Origin of the sequence: Agrobacterium sp. CMT1 (genome assembly GCF_037203725.1) — a bacterium.
GTDB lineage: Bacteria > Pseudomonadota > Alphaproteobacteria > Rhizobiales > Rhizobiaceae > Agrobacterium > Agrobacterium pusense.
The window spans coordinates 433,359-449,454 of the sequence record NZ_JBBCAR010000003.1 but is presented as its reverse complement, the minus strand read 5'-3'; the positions used below and the strand labels follow the sequence as shown (position 1 = coordinate 449,454).

General features: G+C 60.2%; 14 protein-coding genes and 1 other RNA gene. 3 read left to right on the top strand and 12 right to left on the bottom strand.

The window, feature by feature from the left end; all coding sequences use genetic code 11:
* Positions 1–14: 14 nt before the first annotated feature.
* The 12 genes from WA845_RS07135 to WA845_RS07080 all read right to left on the bottom strand — a co-directional run bounded on the left by WA845_RS07135 (position 15) and on the right by WA845_RS07080 (position 12,444).
* Complete coding sequence (locus WA845_RS07135; RefSeq protein WP_112553909.1) at positions 15–1,448, bottom strand: UDP-N-acetylmuramoylalanyl-D-glutamyl-2,6-diaminopimelate--D-alanyl-D-alanine ligase; 1,434 nt, start codon at positions 1,446–1,448, stop codon at positions 15–17.
* Complete coding sequence (locus tag WA845_RS07130; RefSeq protein ID WP_112553911.1) at positions 1,445–2,914, bottom strand: UDP-N-acetylmuramoyl-L-alanyl-D-glutamate--2,6-diaminopimelate ligase; 1,470 nt, start codon at positions 2,912–2,914, stop codon at positions 1,445–1,447. The genes WA845_RS07135 and WA845_RS07130 overlap by 4 nt, the downstream gene beginning before the upstream one ends.
* Before the next feature lie 57 nt (positions 2,915–2,971).
* On the bottom strand, positions 2,972–4,714 hold the full coding sequence (locus tag WA845_RS07125) for a peptidoglycan D,D-transpeptidase FtsI family protein (protein ID WP_004442804.1): 1,743 nt from the start codon (positions 4,712–4,714) through the stop codon (positions 2,972–2,974).
* Positions 4,714–5,271 (bottom strand): cell division protein FtsL, encoded by a 558-nt coding sequence (gene ftsL, locus WA845_RS07120; RefSeq protein WP_004442805.1) that lies wholly within the window; start codon positions 5,269–5,271, stop codon positions 4,714–4,716. Before ftsL ends, WA845_RS07125 begins: the two co-directional genes overlap by 1 nt.
* Before the next feature lies 1 nt (position 5,272).
* A complete protein-coding gene (rsmH, locus tag WA845_RS07115; RefSeq protein WP_022556601.1) occupies positions 5,273–6,298 on the bottom strand; it encodes a 16S rRNA (cytosine(1402)-N(4))-methyltransferase RsmH in 1,026 nt (341 codons plus the stop codon).
* A 14-nt stretch (positions 6,299–6,312) separates the two neighbouring features.
* Complete coding sequence (mraZ, locus tag WA845_RS07110; protein ID WP_035209666.1) at positions 6,313–6,753, bottom strand: division/cell wall cluster transcriptional repressor MraZ; 441 nt, start codon at positions 6,751–6,753, stop codon at positions 6,313–6,315.
* Positions 6,754–7,154: 401 nt separating this feature from the next.
* Positions 7,155–7,556, bottom strand: an RNA gene (gene rnpB / locus WA845_RS07105) — RNase P RNA component class A.
* A 56-nt stretch (positions 7,557–7,612) separates the two neighbouring features.
* On the bottom strand, positions 7,613–8,803 hold the full coding sequence (locus WA845_RS07100; protein ID WP_112553913.1) for an FAD-dependent oxidoreductase: 1,191 nt from the start codon (positions 8,801–8,803) through the stop codon (positions 7,613–7,615).
* 60 nt (positions 8,804–8,863) lie between these two features.
* Positions 8,864–10,051, bottom strand: a complete 1,188-nt coding sequence (locus tag WA845_RS07095; protein WP_112553915.1) for an FAD-dependent oxidoreductase — start codon at positions 10,049–10,051, stop codon at positions 8,864–8,866.
* Positions 10,052–10,139: 88 nt separating this feature from the next.
* A complete protein-coding gene (locus WA845_RS07090; protein ID WP_004442810.1) occupies positions 10,140–10,679 on the bottom strand; it encodes a lytic transglycosylase domain-containing protein in 540 nt (179 codons plus the stop codon).
* Positions 10,680–10,927: 248 nt separating this feature from the next.
* Positions 10,928–11,707 (bottom strand): N-acetylmuramoyl-L-alanine amidase, encoded by a 780-nt coding sequence (locus tag WA845_RS07085; RefSeq protein WP_107339236.1) that lies wholly within the window; start codon positions 11,705–11,707, stop codon positions 10,928–10,930.
* Positions 11,704–12,444 carry a J domain-containing protein gene (locus WA845_RS07080; protein ID WP_034498855.1) on the bottom strand — a complete coding sequence of 247 codons (741 nt, stop codon included), beginning with the start codon at positions 12,442–12,444 and terminating at the stop codon, positions 11,704–11,706. The genes WA845_RS07085 and WA845_RS07080 overlap by 4 nt, the downstream gene beginning before the upstream one ends.
* A gap of 328 nt (positions 12,445–12,772) precedes the next feature.
* Here WA845_RS07080 and WA845_RS07075 point away from each other — a divergent pair, with 328 nt between their 5' ends.
* From WA845_RS07075 to WA845_RS07065, 3 genes are all read left to right on the top strand, one after another.
* The gene (locus WA845_RS07075; protein ID WP_112554321.1) at positions 12,773–13,984 is read left to right on the top strand and encodes a pyrophosphate--fructose-6-phosphate 1-phosphotransferase; all 1,212 of its coding nucleotides are present in this window, start codon (positions 12,773–12,775) and stop codon (positions 13,982–13,984) included.
* Positions 13,985–14,036: 52 nt separating this feature from the next.
* Positions 14,037–14,672: a LysE family translocator gene (locus tag WA845_RS07070; protein ID WP_022556608.1), complete on the top strand. Its 636-nt coding sequence runs from the start codon at positions 14,037–14,039 to the stop codon at positions 14,670–14,672.
* A 123-nt stretch (positions 14,673–14,795) separates the two neighbouring features.
* Complete coding sequence (locus tag WA845_RS07065; protein ID WP_112554323.1) at positions 14,796–15,875, top strand: transglycosylase SLT domain-containing protein; 1,080 nt, start codon at positions 14,796–14,798, stop codon at positions 15,873–15,875.
* Positions 15,876–16,096 lie beyond the last annotated feature (221 nt).

Here is a 16,096-nt window from a genome sequence, read left to right as displayed (position 1 = left end):
TTCAAAAGGCTATTTCAGACTTGGCGTTCCGTCTCGGGGAATGCCGGATACTTGTCAAGCAGGGCGGCGACAATCTTGCCGAAACCAAGCCCAAGTGACGATTTTACCATCAGCGCGTCTCCCGGTTGCACCCATTGCAGGGCGAAATCGGTGAGTTCCGCCGTCGTCGGGAACCAGATGACGGTGACGCTATCAGGCAGCGCGTCGCGCAAAGCGGCCATCGCCTCGCCCGCCAGCCACACATGTTCGATACCCGCCGCAAGCAATGGCCCGGCCAATTCCTCATGTAGTTGCGCCGAAAATTCGCCCATCTCCAGCATGTCGCCGAGGACGGCAACGCGACGGCCATGGCCCTGCGTCGGCGTTTCCGCCAGCAACGCGATCGACGCCCGCATGGAGGCAGGATTGGCGTTGTAGCTTTCATCGATCAGAAGGAAGGAGCCGCCGTTGATCTGCAGATGGTGGCGCTGGCCACGCCCCTTCACCGCCTCAAGCGATCCCAGCGCTTCGAAAGCACGGTCGAGATTAGCGCCCGTGATCGCCACGGCGCCAAGTACCGCCATCGCATTGTCCGCAATGTGCCGGCCCGGAATGTTGAGATGCAGCTCGCTGGTTTCGCCGTTCAGGATCGCCCAGATCGTCGAGCCAGTCGTCGTGCTCTCGAAATCCGCGAGGCGGAAATCCGCCTTGGCATGCTGACCGAAGGTCAGGATGTGTTCGATGCCCTGCTCCTGCGCCGCCTCTTCAAGCTGCTCGAACTGGGCATTGTCGCGGTTGAGGATGACGGAACCGCCCTGCTCCACGCCCTCGAAAATCTCCGCCTTGGCGGCGGCGATCTCTTCGATGTTGTTGAAGTTGCCGAGATGGGCAGGCGCGATGGTGGTAATGATCGCCACATGCGGGCGGACCATCTTCACCAAAGGCCGGATTTCGCCGGAATGGTTCATGCCGATTTCGAACACGCCGAATTCAGTATCGGCGGGCATGCGGGCAAGCGTCAGCGGAACACCCCAATGGTTGTTGAAGGAAGCCACCGCCGCATGCACCCGGCCCGATGGCGCGAGCGCCTGCCGCAGCATTTCCTTCGTCGTCGTCTTGCCGACCGAGCCCGTCACCGCGATGATGCGCGCCGATGTTCTTTGACGCGCCGCGATGGCAAGCTTGCCAAGGGCTGCAAGAACATCTTCGACCACGATCATCGGCACCGTCAGGCGGCCGAGCGCTGGCAGCTTGGCTTCAGCAACGACCAGAAGTCCTGCCCCGTTGGCAACCGCGAAACTCGTATAGTCGTGACCGTCGACACGATCACCCTTGATGGCGAAGAAAGCTTCACCCGGCTTCACCGTCCGGCTGTCGATGGAAATGCCGGTGATTCCTGTCGGCAGGTTGCCCACCGGGCGTCCTGCGGTGATGGCGATCATATCGGCGACTGTCCATAACCAGCTCAAATTTTCGATCCTTCCAGCGCTGCCAGTGCAGTGCGCACCTGTTCATGATCGGAAAAAGGCAGTGTCACGGAGCCAACGATCTGCCCTTCTTCATGCCCTTTGCCCGCGACGATCAGCGTATCGCCATGCGACAGCATCGACACCGCATGGCGGATCGCCTCGGACCTGTCGCCAATTTCCAGAGCGCCGGGCGCCGCCGCCATCACCTCGGAGCGGATCGTCGCCGCGTCTTCCGAGCGCGGATTGTCGTCCGTGACGATGACGATGTCGGAAAGACGGGTCGCGACCTCGCCCATGATCGGGCGTTTGCCCTTGTCGCGGTCGCCGCCGCAGCCGAACACGGTGATGATGCGGCCGGAGGTGAAGGGCCGGACCGAGGTCAGCACGTTTTCCAGCGCATCGGGCTTATGGGCGTAATCCACATAGGCAAGCGCGCCGTTTTTCGTCTGTCCCACTAATTCGAGACGGCCGGCAGCGCCGACAAGCTTTTCGAGCGCCTTGAGCGCCGTTGCGGCGGCAACACCCGTCGACATGGCAAGACCGGCGGCAACAAGCGCATTGGCCACCTGGAAATCACCCGCCAGCGGGATATCGACTTCATGGATGACGCCGTCATGATGCACTTCGATCATCTGCTTGTGGCGGAAATGCTCGACGCGCTTCAAAGCGAGATATTGCCCGTTCCGTCCGACGGTGCGGACATCGAGACCCGCTTCGCGCGCCGCATGAACCGCCTTGTCCGACCAAGAATCGTCGGCGAAGATCACGGCGGGAGCGCCTTTTTCCATCAGCGTATCGAAAAGCCGCATCTTCGCGGCCATGTAATCCTCGACGGTCGGATGGTAATCCATATGGTCGCGGCCAAGATTGGTAAAGCCGGCGGCAGAAAGGCGCACGCCATCGAGGCGGCGCTGGTCGAGACCGTGGCTGGAAGCTTCCATCGCCGCGTGGGTGACGCCCTCGCTCGCAAGCTCGGCCAGAAGCGCATGCAGCGTCACCGGATCGGGCGTCGTCAGCGCGCCATAATCCTCCCGGCCGGGAGCGATGACGCCGGTTGTGCCGATCTGGGCTGCGGCATGGCCGGCGAAAGCCCAGATCTGCCGCACGAAGGAAGCAACCGAGGTCTTTCCCGCGGTGCCGGTGACGGCGACCATGGTTTCCGGTTGTTTTCCGTAAAAGCGGGAGGCGGCAAGGGAGAGATAAAGGCGTGGGTCGGTCACGACCAGAACCGGCACTTCGGCTTCCACCGCGTGCCCGGAAACAACGGCAACGGCCCCCTTGGCAACCGCGTCCTTCACATAGGTCGCACCATCAGCCTTGGTGCCAGAAACCGCAACGAACAGGCTGCCCGGCGCAGCCTTGCGGCTGTCTGCGGTGATCCCCCCGATTTCGATCGCCCCGATCTCAGACAGGAGCAATTCTTTCAATTCCGGAAACGCATTTCCGGATATATCTCGCAAATTCATCGACTGTTTCCGTCTTGTCCCCCCGGCACGAATCGCCGGAACATCATAAGCTAACAATCAATAAGACACGAGCAAGGCCGAGCCATCCTTGCCGAACTTCGGCTTCACACCCAGCACCGCCGCCGTGCGGCTGATGATATCGTGCACCATGGGTGCTGCGGACGTGCCGGCGAGTGCCGCGCCATTGCCCTTATCGGTCTTCGGTTCATCGATGAAGGACAGCACCACATATTGCGGATCATCCATCGGGAAAGCCGACAGGAAGGCGTTGAAGTTCTTGTCGTGCACATAACGGCCGTTGACGACCTTATCGGCCGTGCCGGTCTTGCCGCCGACGTTGAAGCCATCGACGCGCGCATTTCGGCCTGAACCGTTGACGCCGTTCCATTCGAAGAGGAAGCGCATATCCTTGCTGGCGCCGGGTTTCAGCACCTGCTTTGCCACCTGATCCGCCTGTTCACGGGTGCGCGGCAGGAAGGTCGGCTCGATGAGTTTGCCGCCATTGACGAGTGCCGCACCGGCAACCGCCGTCTGCAGCGGTGTGGTTGAAACGCCGTGGCCGAAGGAGATGGTGATGGAGTTGATCTTCTTCCACTCACGCGGCTGCGAAGGCAGCGCCACTTCAGGCAGTTCGGTCTGCATGCGGGTGAGAAGACCAAGCCGCGTCAGGAATTCCTTGTGCCCTTCGGTGCCAACGGTATCGGCAATCTTGGCCGTACCGATATTGGACGAAAACTGGAAGATTTCCGGCACCGAGAGCATGCGGCCCTTGCCGTGGAAGTCCTTGATGGTGAAGCCGCCGATGCGGATCGGGTAACGCGCGTCGAACATATCACCGAGGCGGACGCGGCCCGAATCAAGACCCATGGCAATGGTGAAGGATTTGAAGGTGGAGCCCATTTCGAACGTGCCGTTCGACATGCGGTTGAGCCAGCCTTCTTTCGCGCCTTCGGCCGGGTTGTTCGGATCGTAATCCGGCACCGAGGCCATGGCCAGCACTTCGCCGGTATGCACATCCAGAACCACGGCACCGGCGCCGATCGCCTGGAACTTGGTGATGGCCGAAGTCACGACTTCGCGCACGATGGACTGCACGCGCAGGTCGATGGAAAGCTTCACAGGCTCGAGCGGCTGATCGCTCGTCATGCCGAGCGCCGTGAGATCGGCAAGACCCTGGCTGTCGACGTAACGCTCCATGCCGGCAACACCGCGGTTGTCGATATTAACGTGACCGACGACATGCGCTGCGGTCGGCCCGCCGGGATAGAAGCGACGTTTTTCCGGACGGAAGCCGATGCCGGGAATGCCGAGCGCGAGAATCTGGCTCTGCTGCTTTGGCGTCAACTGGCGGCGCAGCCACTGGAACCGCGAATTGGAGGAGAGCTTCTGATAGGTCGTGCGCTGGTCGAGATCCGGCAGGACGGTGCGCAGCTTTTCGATGGCCTCGTCAATATCGACGATACGATGGGGCTCGGCAAACAGCGAGACGGTGCGGATATCGGTGGCCAGCACCTCGCCGTTACGGTCGAGAAGATCAGGGCGCGACGCCATCAGCCTGTCGGCCGGCGCGATGCTCGACACCGTCTCCTGCTCTGCCATGCCATATTGCACCAGACGGCCGCCGACGACGGCGTAAAAGGCGACGAAACCGAAAATGAGAAGGCCGACGCGGCTTTTCGCCTGCGCCGCGCGCTTCTTGCGCGCGCCTTCAAACGCCGCATGATCGGTGTGGATGCCGGTCGTGCTGGCGGAAAAGTGAGCCTTGCTCTTCAAAACCATGGCGCGGGAGAGAAAAGACATCAGCGGTTCACCGATCCTGTTATCGTGTCGTCCATGTCGGTTTCATCACCGGCGGTGGCGGAGGCAACGGGCACGGGTGCCGGTGCCGGGCGAGAAACACGGGCACGCGGCGTAGGCACCGGCACGCCGTTGACGGCAATCTGGCCTGCCGGCGGTGATTTTGGCTTGGAAGCGCCACCCAGCGTCGCGCCGGGTTTGGAGCCATTGACGGCAGCGGCGATGACATCCTCGACGCTCATGCCTTCCGGCTCGGGCGGCTGCGGCAATTGCGAACGCAGCATCGGCAGCTCGCGCGGCTGCGCCAGTTGCGTCGGCAGTGTCGGCGAAAGACCGAGTTCCGTTTGATAGGCATTGACGAGACGGTGCAGACGGTTCGGCTGCGTCAGCAGCGCCCAGTCAGCCCGCAGGAGATCGATCGTATCTTTCTCAAGCTTGATTTCCGCCTCCAGCTTGCGGACCTCCTCAAGCTTGAGATCGGCCTTGTGCTTGATCGAATAGGTCACGACCGCCGCAGCGACCATGACCCCCATCAAGATGACATCGAAAGTGCGCAGCATATCAGCCTCCCATCTTTTCAAGGCTGGCGAGATCGGGAAGCTCGAATATCGAGAAATCCGCAGCGCGCGCCGGTGCCGTGGTGCGCAGGCCAGCGCGGAGCTTGGCCGAACGGGCCCGCGGATTAAGCTCCGCCTCCTCGTCGCTGGCAGCAATCATCGGCTTCCCGATATTCTCGAAAATGGAGGGCTTGTCCTCCACCATCGGCAGATGCCGGGAACCGGCTGCCTTGCCCGAACGGTCGGAGAAGAATTTCTTGACGATACGGTCTTCCAGCGAATGGAAGGTGACGACGACCAGCCGACCGCCGGGCTTCAGAACCTGCTCGGCGGCAAACAATGCCTGCGCCAGCTCACCCAGCTCATCATTGACGAAAACACGCAGCGCCTGGAAGACCCGCGTTGCCGGATGAATCTTGTCCTTGGCTTTCCGTGGCGTGACGATCTCGATCAGGCCCGCCAGATCGCGGGTGGTGCGGAAAGGCTCTTCCGCTCTCCTCTTCTCGATAGCGCGGGCAATGCGACCCGGCTGCTTTTCTTCCCCGAGAAAACCGAAGATGCGGATGAGATCACCAACCTTGGCGCGGTTGACGACATCGGCTGCCGAAACGCCGGAAGCGGACATGCGCATGTCGAGCGGGCCGTTCTTCTGGAAGGAAAAACCGCGCTCGGCCTCGTCGATCTGCATGGAGGATACGCCGATATCGAGAACGACGCCATCAAGGCCGCCCTCGGGCGCATGTTTCGCGAGATCGGAAAATTGCGACTGGATGAGCGAAAGCCGGCCGCCATTGGCTGCGACCATTGCCTGACCGCCGGAGATCGCCGTTGGATCGCGGTCTAGTGCGATGACATTTGCGCCGCGATCGAGAATGGCCTGGGTATAGCCGCCGGCGCCGAAAGTGCCATCCAGAATAATTTTGCCGGGGGCGGGTTCAAGCGCGCTGATGACTTCACGAAGCAGCACGGGGATATGGCGCTGAGGTCCGCCATCGGCATCAGAAGATCGTCCGCCAGAATTCGCCGCCATTGAGTGTCCCCGTCCTAGGCGGGGCGAGCAGCCGAAAAACCGCGCCCCGCTCTTGCTTCCGCCTGCGCCGCCAAAAACGCATCCGGTTGCCAAAGCTGAAAATGATCCGCTCGTCCGACGAAGGTGACCTCGGTAGTGATGCCGGTGAATTCCCGCACAAAATCCGTCACCATCAATCGACCTTCCTGGTCGAGCTTCATGAAAACACCGCCGCCGTGAACCAGCAGCGACATTGCGTTCGCTTCCGGCGAGAAGGCATCCATGGACGCAATCTGCCGCTCGTAGCGCTCCAGCAGATCCGGACCGCCGACACTGATTGCCGGAAACGCAAAATCCTGGAGACAATAAAGCTCCTGAACGCCGCGCTTGGCCAGCACCGAACGAAACGGAGACGGAACCGAAACGCGCCCCTTGGCGTCGATCCTGTTCGTCACGTTCGATAAAAAGCGGTCCATTACTCAACTCGCCAAAACCGCATGCCGCAAAGCGATTCATCCGCCCCGCAGCCGACACCGGTACGCACGACACATCGCCAAGCGCCAGGGCGACGTGCCCTGCAGCAGCCCCTTGCAGGCTCCTCACTCGTTTCAGCGATTGCGGGTCAAAAACACGACCCAATGTGGTGTGCATTTGGGATACCATGGGACACTATGGGCGTCAATGGGATGAAGCCGGCACGATACCGCCTTCGCATCGGAAATTCATAAGCCGTTAAGTTTAACGAATGGTTTACTTTGCGCGCAGCAACCCGCTTTCACGACGCAAAAATGCATCATGGAAAAATCTATTTTCTTTTATGAAACAACAGGATGTCTTCATCCTGCCAAAATTTCCGCCCTCGAAGCCGAAGAAGAAATTCGCCAGTTGGCCTGTAAGCCGGGTTCTGTATGGCCCCGGTTTGACCCGGAACGTGGCAGCCATTCATCTGGGACGGCATTTGCATGCCGCCTCGCGCAACCCACCCGGATGACGGGCCCGGAAACCGGCTGTGAACGGGCTTTCGCCCGCCCCGTGTCATCCCTATTCGGTCTTGCTCCCGGTGGGGTTTACCTTGCCGCCGCTGTTACCAGAAGCGCGGTGGGCTCTTACCCCACCCTTTCACCCTTACCATGCGATGCATGGCGGTTTGCTCTCTGTGGCACTTTCCCTGGGGTCGCCCCCGCCGGACGTTATCCGGCACCGTATTTCCGTGGAGCCCGGACTTTCCTCACCTTACCGTCTTTCGACATTGGTAAAGCGCGGCTGCCCGGCCAACTGGCATGGGCTGCATAACCATGTTCCGCAGCGAAAGCCACCGAAAAGCGACGGCCAAGATTAAAGAAATGCGGGTTTGAAATCCGTCGAGAAAGCACCGTCGGCGATTTCTCCGTCTCGTAGCAGCAACGCGCCAAGCCGTCCGATCTCATCGGAGCTCTTGGCCGCCGTGCCGTTACCACCGGTCAGAACGGCGATGCGCGGCGAGGCTGTGAAACCAATGGCGGGATAACCGCTGCCGGTTTTGGAGACGACACAGGCGGCCATCGAGACACGCGAGAGATCGATGGCAGGCACCAGCGTTCCGACGATGTCAGCGAGATGATCCCGCACGCTTTCACGTCCGCCGGAACGGAACCATTCCCGGATTTCCGGATCACTGCCGAGCCGCTTGTCATCGGGATCACCGCCAATCTTCAGGTAGAATTTGCCATCGGGATAGCGGACCGGCGGCAGAAGATAGATATGTTTTGTCGTATCGCGCGGCTCGTAGATCAGCGACGGCATGCCGGCATATTGATCCAGATCACCCTCATCTATCTCAAAGAAAGCAACGGTGCGGGCATAGACATCCAGCGCTACCGGCTGGGGCAACAGATCTTTGGTAATCGAGAAGCCGCCAGCCGCCACCAACACCCGGTCTGCGGTGTAAACCGCACCTGATGCCGTATGAACCGATGCCCGACCACGTTCTTCCCGCGTGGAAACAACGATATCGTCGATCAGCGTAACACCCGCCTTTTCCGCCAGTATGGTCTGTGCTTTCACCAGCGCGCGGGGATTGACGTAACCGGCATTATCCCTCTCGAAGACGCCTTCGCAGCTCTGTTCGAAGGAGAAATAGGGAAAGCGGCTTTTCAGGCTCTGGTCATCCAGGAGTTCCGTGGAAACCCCGAGCCGAGCAGCCGCCTTCAGAACATCATCGACAAAGGGATTGGCGCCGCCCCGCTCAGGTCCAACCATCAGGCAGCCGACCGGCGCGTAAAACTCGACACCGCTGCGTGTCGCAATATCGCCATAACGTGCAATGGAACGGTTAGCGAGCAACGCCCAGTCGGCATCGCCATCGATGGTGCGGGTAATCCGCGCCTCGTCGTAATGGCTGGCGAAGACGCCTTGATGCGATTTTATATCTGCAGGCTCACCGGGACCGATCAGCGCGACGCCATCCACTGTTTCGGCCAGATGGCGGGCGGCGGCGGCGCCCATCATGCCGCGGCCCACGACGATATATTTGAAATGTCCCGCCATGCCGCCCCTCTTTACCCACTCACTTCCGTTGAAACCTTTTAGCCGCTTCGCCCGAAAATGTCAGACGAAAACCGGGGCCATTTCGGCGGCGAACTCATCCTCTGCCAGCTGACCGTTCAAAAGCAGCACGGCTCCCAGCCGTCCGATTTCGTCCGAAGATTTGGCGGAAACGAAATTGCCGCCGGTCAGAACGGCGATGTTGGAAGATTGCGTATAGCCAATGTAGGGATAGCCGCTGCGGGTGATGGAGGCGACACAGGAGCCGGAGGTCACGGGGCAGCCGGCAAGCTCCGGCATCAGTGATATCGCCCGCTTCTTCAAAAACTCCACCTCCTCAGGCGTGCCGTCCGAATGGAACCAGCCAACCGCGTCAGCCAGCGTTTCTAGCCTGCCCTTCTCGCTCTCGCCGCCGATCTTCAGATAGACCTTGCCGTCGGGATAACGCACCGGCGGCAGAATGTAGACGATGTCGTCCTCGGTCTCCGCGAGGACGATGGTGGATGGCATCGCTCCAAACAGGGCCTGCCTTGCCTCATCCAGCTCGAAAAACACGATGGTTCGGCCCGTTGCCGCCATATCGACCGGCGATGGAAGAAGTTCTGCCATGTTGGTAAAACCGCCGGCGGCTACGATGACCTTTTCGGCGGTGTGGATGGCCCCTTCGCGGGTCGAAACCTCAACGCCACGGGAGGTATCGCGAATATGCGCCACCGTCTCGCGCAGCAACCGTGCGCCCTGCGCTTCCGCAATGGCGCACTGCGCTTTCACCAGGGCCCGTGGATTGACGTGACCGGCATTCCGCGCCTCGAAATAACCGCCGTGATCGGCTGGCAGGGAGAACATCGGGAACCGGTCGGCAAGCACATCATGGCCCAGCGTCTCTACGCCAAGGCCTAGACGGTCGGCCGAGGAAAGGGCGCGCGAGACATAATCACCGGCAAGACCCTTGCCGTTGCCGGTGAACAGGCAGCCCGCTTCGGTGAAAAAGCGGATGCCGCTCTTAGCCTCGATCTCGTCATAACGGTGGATGGAACGTTGCGCCAGTTCCGCCCAGACGGGATCGCCGTCAAACCCGCGAGTGATGCGCGCCTCGTCGTAATGGCTTGAGAACACGCCTTTATGGGTCTTGGGATCGGCGGGTTCACCCGGGCCGATCAGCACCACGCCATCCGTTTGCACTGAGAGATGCCGCGCCGCAGCCGCTCCCATCATCCCGGCCCCGACGACGATATATTTGAAATCCGGCATGTCATGCTCCGTATCAGCTTTGCTTCTGACTACAGCATGCCGGGTGGAAGCGGAATCGCTTTTCGCAATTTCTCAGACGATGGAGGCCTCAGCCGGCCAGCAGCGCCTGCACCTTGCCGCAATAACGCTTGGAGACCGGGTTCATGCGGGTTGCGCCATGGCCGGCATTGTACCGCAGGATCGTGCTGCAAACCTGACCGCCGCCCAACTGATGCGCCGTCGCCAGATATTGCATGCCCCAGCGAATGTTGGTCTCGGGGTCGTACAGCGCCTTGGTCGTGCCGCGATAACCCATCATCCGCGCCGTTGCCGGCTTGATCTGCATCAGCCCGACCTCGCCGGCGCTGCCACGAGCCTTGGGGTTGAACTTGCTTTCAACCGAAACCACGGCATGCGCCAGATTGGTGGGAACGCCGTAACGCTTGGCATATTTGACGATCAGATCGGAATAATCGTTCCTGAGCGAAGAAGGCAGGCTCTTTTCTGGCATGGGATAACCGGGCTTGCGGAAGAAATTCTCCAGCGTCACGGTTTTGGTCTTCACGTCTTCATCTTTGGCAAAAGCAATCCCCGCCTGCGAAGCGAGTACAGCAATACCCACTACGACAGCAACAACAACCCTGTTCATATGTAGAAAAAGTCTCCAGATCGGAGGACCGGAACAATGAATCGGCACAATTAGTCAACGCCCGGAAAGTCGATCGCGACTCTCCGCTGTCCGGTCTCCTTGATTGATATTGACGGCAGGTTCCCCTGAAGAACATCACCGCATACAGTGCTGTTCTTAAACTTCCTCAATGCGGATTAACTGTGGCAACCCAAAAAAAGCGACTTGCGGAGCGCGGCAAACCGGGATTTGTTTTCCAGAATCTGCGTTCAGGCGACCGAAAATTTCGGCAGGCTGGCAATCAGCCGGTGCAGGGTGTCAATGGTGGAAAAATCCGCAATGCCATCCACCAGTGCGGGCCGGAAATGCCTCTGGAACGCCGCCACGGCGCCCTCGGTTTTTTCACAATAATTGCCCGTTATTTCAACGCCGTAACCGTAGATGGACAGCATCGACTGCAGCGCTTCGACGGGCTGGCCATGGTCGCCGCGCTGGAAAAAACGCCCGCCGCGGATTGGCGCGGGTTCAACCCAATGGCCGACACCGTGCTGCGACAGGATGTCCCACGGGAATTTTTCGCCCGGATCGACCTTGCGGATCGGCGCCACGTCCGAGTGGGCAAGCACCCTTTCAGGGGCGATATGCCACCGCTGGCCGCAATCGCGACATAATTCGATGACGGCTTCCACCTGCTCCATGGGGAATTCCGGCAGCCCGCCGGGATGACCCTGATTGGCGATTTCGATGCCGATGGAGCGGGAGTTGATGTCCTCGTCCCCGGCCCAGGAGCTTTTTCCCGCGTGCCATGCACGTCGGGTCTCCGGCACAAGCTGGACGATGCGCCCGTCTTCGAAAACAAAGTAGTGGCTCGATACCTGGCTTTCGGGATTGCAGAGCCACGACAGAGCGCCATCGGCTGTCGTCATGCCGGTATAATGAAGAAGAATGATATCGGGACCGGGCACGCCGATCCTCTCGCCGTGATTAGGCGAAGGCGCAACAGTTGCGCCCCCGAAATCCGGGGTAAAATCCGGCAGGCATTCACTCATGCGACGCGGCGTTCTTTCTCGATGGCCGCATAGGCGGCGTTGAGAGCCGCCATACGCTCATTCGCAGCCGCATGCAATTCCATGGGAACGCCACGGGCGATGAGCTTGTCGGGATGATGCTCCGCCACCAGCGAACGGTAACGCTTGCGGATATCCAGGAAGTCGTCGGACGGCGAAACACCGAGCACGCGGTAGGGATCGCGCCCATCCATATGCACATGCCGCGCCATGATCGTTTCGAAATGATCTTCGGTGATATGGAAGATTTCCGCGATACGGCCGAGGAAGGCGAGCTCACGCTCGTGGATCAGGCCATCCGCCTTGGCGATATGAAACAGGCCGTCGATGACGCTTTCCAGCATCTCGCAATTATCGTGACCGGAACCGCAAAGACCGGCAAGCCGCTCCGCATAGGCTTCGTAACCCGCAACGTCCTGACGCGCGAGGTTATAAAGACGGGCAACGTTTTTGGCTTCTTCTTCCGGAAAATCGAAAATCTGCCTGAAGGCCCGCACCTCGGCATCGTTGACGATGCCGTCGGCCTTCGCCATCTTGGCGGAAAGCGCGATGATGGCCACGGAAAAAGAGACCTTGCGGCGCGTTTCCGGATCACCTTCGAACAGGGTGCGGATGGCTTCCACCACGCGACCAAGCGCGTTGCCTGCCGCGTCGCCGATTGCGCCGAGCAGCCGTTCCCACAGGGATGAAATTTGCAAACAGGCGAAATCGAACATCATGACCGCAAGCATGACGGGATATTGCCGCGAATGCAATATCCACAGCGGGTAAGCGGCATTAACTTTTATTCATCTTTGCGACAGTTTTGCTTCAGGAACAAGATAGCGGGGTGAACGGAACTCTGAGTTTTCCACAGGGCACTGGGCCCGTGTCCGCAATGGGCCTATTGAAACGATTATATTCGCCCGGTCAGGTCAAGCCGCTGAAAAAGCGCGAGAAATCGGCGTTTTTCTTGATAAATTCACTTTACACCTACACGCGGCTGTCGCATCCATTTGCCAGACATGTCCAGACATGTGTTTGAGTATACGCAAAAGGAGAGCCATGATGGCCAAACAGAAAGTCGCAATGCTGACCGCGGGTGGCCTTGCGCCCTGTCTCTCTTCGGCCGTGGGCGGCCTGATCGAACGATACAGCGATATAGCGCCTGAGATCGACATCATCGCTTACCGCTCCGGTTATCAGGGCGTGCTTCTGGGTGATCGCATCGAAATCAGCAAAGACATGCGGGAAAAGGCGCATCTGCTGCATCGTTACGGCGGCTCGCCGATCGGCAACAGCCGCGTCAAGCTTACCAACGCCGCCGATTGCGCCAAGCGCGGCCTCGTCAAGGAAGGCGATAATCCGCTTCGTGTCGCTGCCGAGCGGCTGGCGGCTGACGGCGTCACCATTCTTCATACCATCGGCGGTGACGACACCAATACGACCGCAGCGGACCTCGCCGCCTATCTCGGCGCCAACGGCTACGACCTCACCGTCGTCGGTCTGCCGAAGACGGTGGACAATGACGTGGTTCCGATCAAGCAGTCGCTTGGCGCCTGGACGGCCGCCGAAGTCGGCGCGTCCTTCTTCGACAATGTCAGCAACGAGCAGAGCGCAGCCCCCAAAACCTTCGTTATCCACGAAGTCATGGGCCGCCATTGCGGCTGGCTGACGGCGGCTACCGCCCGTGCCTATATCCAGAAGACCAACGGCAACGAATATGTCGAAGGCCTGATGATGAACACGCAGATGAAGAACATCGACGGCATCTACCTGCCGGAAATGGCCTTCGACATCGAAGCGGAAGCCGAGCGCCTGAAGGAAATCATGGACAGACACGGCTACGTCACGCTGTTCGTCTCCGAAGGTGCCGGTCTCGATTCCATCGTCGCTGAACGCGAGGCTTCCGGCGAAGCGGTAAAGCGCGATGCCTTCGGCCATGTGAAGATCGACACGATCAATGTCGGCGGCTGGTTCCAGAAGCAGTTTGCCAGCCTCATCGGCGCAGAACGCTCCATGGTGCAAAAATCGGGCTATTTCGCCCGCTCTGCCCCCGCCAATGGTGACGATCTGCGCCTCATCCAGGGCATGGTGGATCTCGCCGTGGAAAGCGCACTCAACAAGGTCTCCGGTGTCACCGGCCACGACGACGACCAGAATGGCAAATTGCGGACCATCGAATTTCCGCGTATCAAGGGCGGAAAGCATTTCGACCTCTCTGCCAAATGGTTTACCGAAGTGATGGAACATGTCGGTCAGCCGTTCACAGCGGCCTGATTTTACGGTAGGCTAAAATAAGACGGCGACAGGGAGGGCAAGGAGGAAGAGAATGTCTGGACAGGCCTGGCTGATTTTTTGTGCAGCATGTGCCGTGGTGTTCGCACTCCCCTCTCCCCTTGTATTTTCTGTCGCCTCTTATGCCGCCATCCGCGGCAAAAAGACGCTTTTGGCTTCCGTCAGCGGCGGCGCTCTCGGTATCGTAACCGCCATGACGATTTCAGCCATTCCTGTGGCCGGCTTTGCCTATATGCCGCAGTCTTTCGTGGAAATCGTGCAATGGGCCGGGCTCGGTTGGCTGATGCTGTTTTTCCTGTGGACTTTCGCCACTCCCGCCGCCCAGGCGGCCAATGCCGATAATGACAATCTGGCTGGCAAGTCCGGGAGCGGAACGTTCCGCGATTGTTATGCAACCGCCGCCCTGAGACCGCGCTATTTCACCTTCTTCCTGGCGCTGTTGCCGCAATTCATCTCCACCACCGGCAATGCGGTAGAGACGTTTGCCGTGGCGCAGGCCGCAGTCCTGCTACTGGCTCTGGCCATTCTCATCGTGCAGGGGCTGTTTCCCGAATCGACTCTGGCACTGGTGCGGCGCATGTCTGGCGACAAGAAAATCCGCCAGAAGTACCGCACGCACTTCATTTCGGGCCGCGCGGTCAGCGCCGGATACAGGCGCATCGCGGCCTGAAACACTGCAAGTCGCCTCCCGGCTTGCCGCTTTCCTTACAATAGGTTAATGAAGCTCGACGGGACACTGCCTGCTTCGCTCGACGCGGGGGTATCGAAAGACAGGCATAACGAAGGCGGCAACATGCGAAATTCGGGCAAATTCCGCGGAAGAAGGACACTTCTTCTGTCTTCCACCGTGGGTCTGGCACTGGCATTGAGCGCATGCACCAGCGTCGAATATACCGCGAAGGATGGGCCAAACGGCCCTAAAATCGCAACGGTCGACCCCGCGACCACTCCTGCGTCGACATCCGCGCAGCCGGCAGCGACCGAGGCCGCAGCAGCAACCCCGACAGCTGCATCGGTTCAGACCGCCGAAACCGCAGCCTCTTCTCAGGCAGCAGCACTTCCCACAGCCGTCGCCGTCAAGGGCGGACGCGTGGCGCTGCCGCCGGCTACCGAAATAGCTGCCGCCGCTGCGATCACTGCCCAGATGCAGCCGCAGCAGACCGAGGTCGCCCAAGCCGCCGTGGCGGCATCTGCACCCACCGCGGCCGCAGCACTCGCACCGGCAAGCGCCGCTCCCGCGGCGGCAGCCATCGAAACGGCGGCTGCGGCGGCCAAACCTGCCTCCCATAATGCCGCGGCCTATCTGCCGCAGGTGGTTGCCGTCAAGGGCAGCTTCCCGCCGGCACCGCCGCCACCCGGCTCACCCTCCATCGGCACCGAACTGACGGCCGAACGCAAAGTCATTCCGCTGCCCAAGCCGGACAGCACCGTTCTCGCCTATGCCGCCGGGCCGACCAACGCCGCCCTTGCCGCCATCCGGCAGAATGAAGCGATGACTGCGCCGCTTAATACGCCACCTGCCGGACGCGAAAAATTGAGCGGGCTGATTTCCAAATACGCCAGCATGTATGATGTACCGGAAGACCTGGTTCATCGCGTGGTGCAGCGCGAAAGCCGGTATAATCCCGGCGCATATAACAGCGGTAACTTCGGCCTGATGCAGATCAGGCACGCTACGGCACGCTCCATGGGCTTCGATGGCCCCGCCTCGGGCCTGTTCGACGCCGAAACCAATCTCAAATACGCCGTAAAATATTTACGCGGCGCATGGGTGGTAGCGGGCAACGACCGCGACAACGCCGTCAGGCTTTACGCGCGCGGTTATTATTACGATGCAAAACGCAAGGGCATGCTGCACGTTCTGCGCAAGTGATCGCCTTTGGCGTCGCTCTGAGCGCGGTGCAGCCGTTCGCCTTCCTTGAGCGTCGAGCATTTTCCATTCGCCATCCCTGGTTTTGTCCCAAGGATTTGAAAACCTCGCAAATATCAGGACGTGCAGATCCTCGGGACGAGCCCGAGGCGACGTATCCGTAGCGGCGCCAGTTGCCTCCCCGTCCGTCGCTGGGGCGGTTCTTTGTGTCCCGCAGTGCCGGC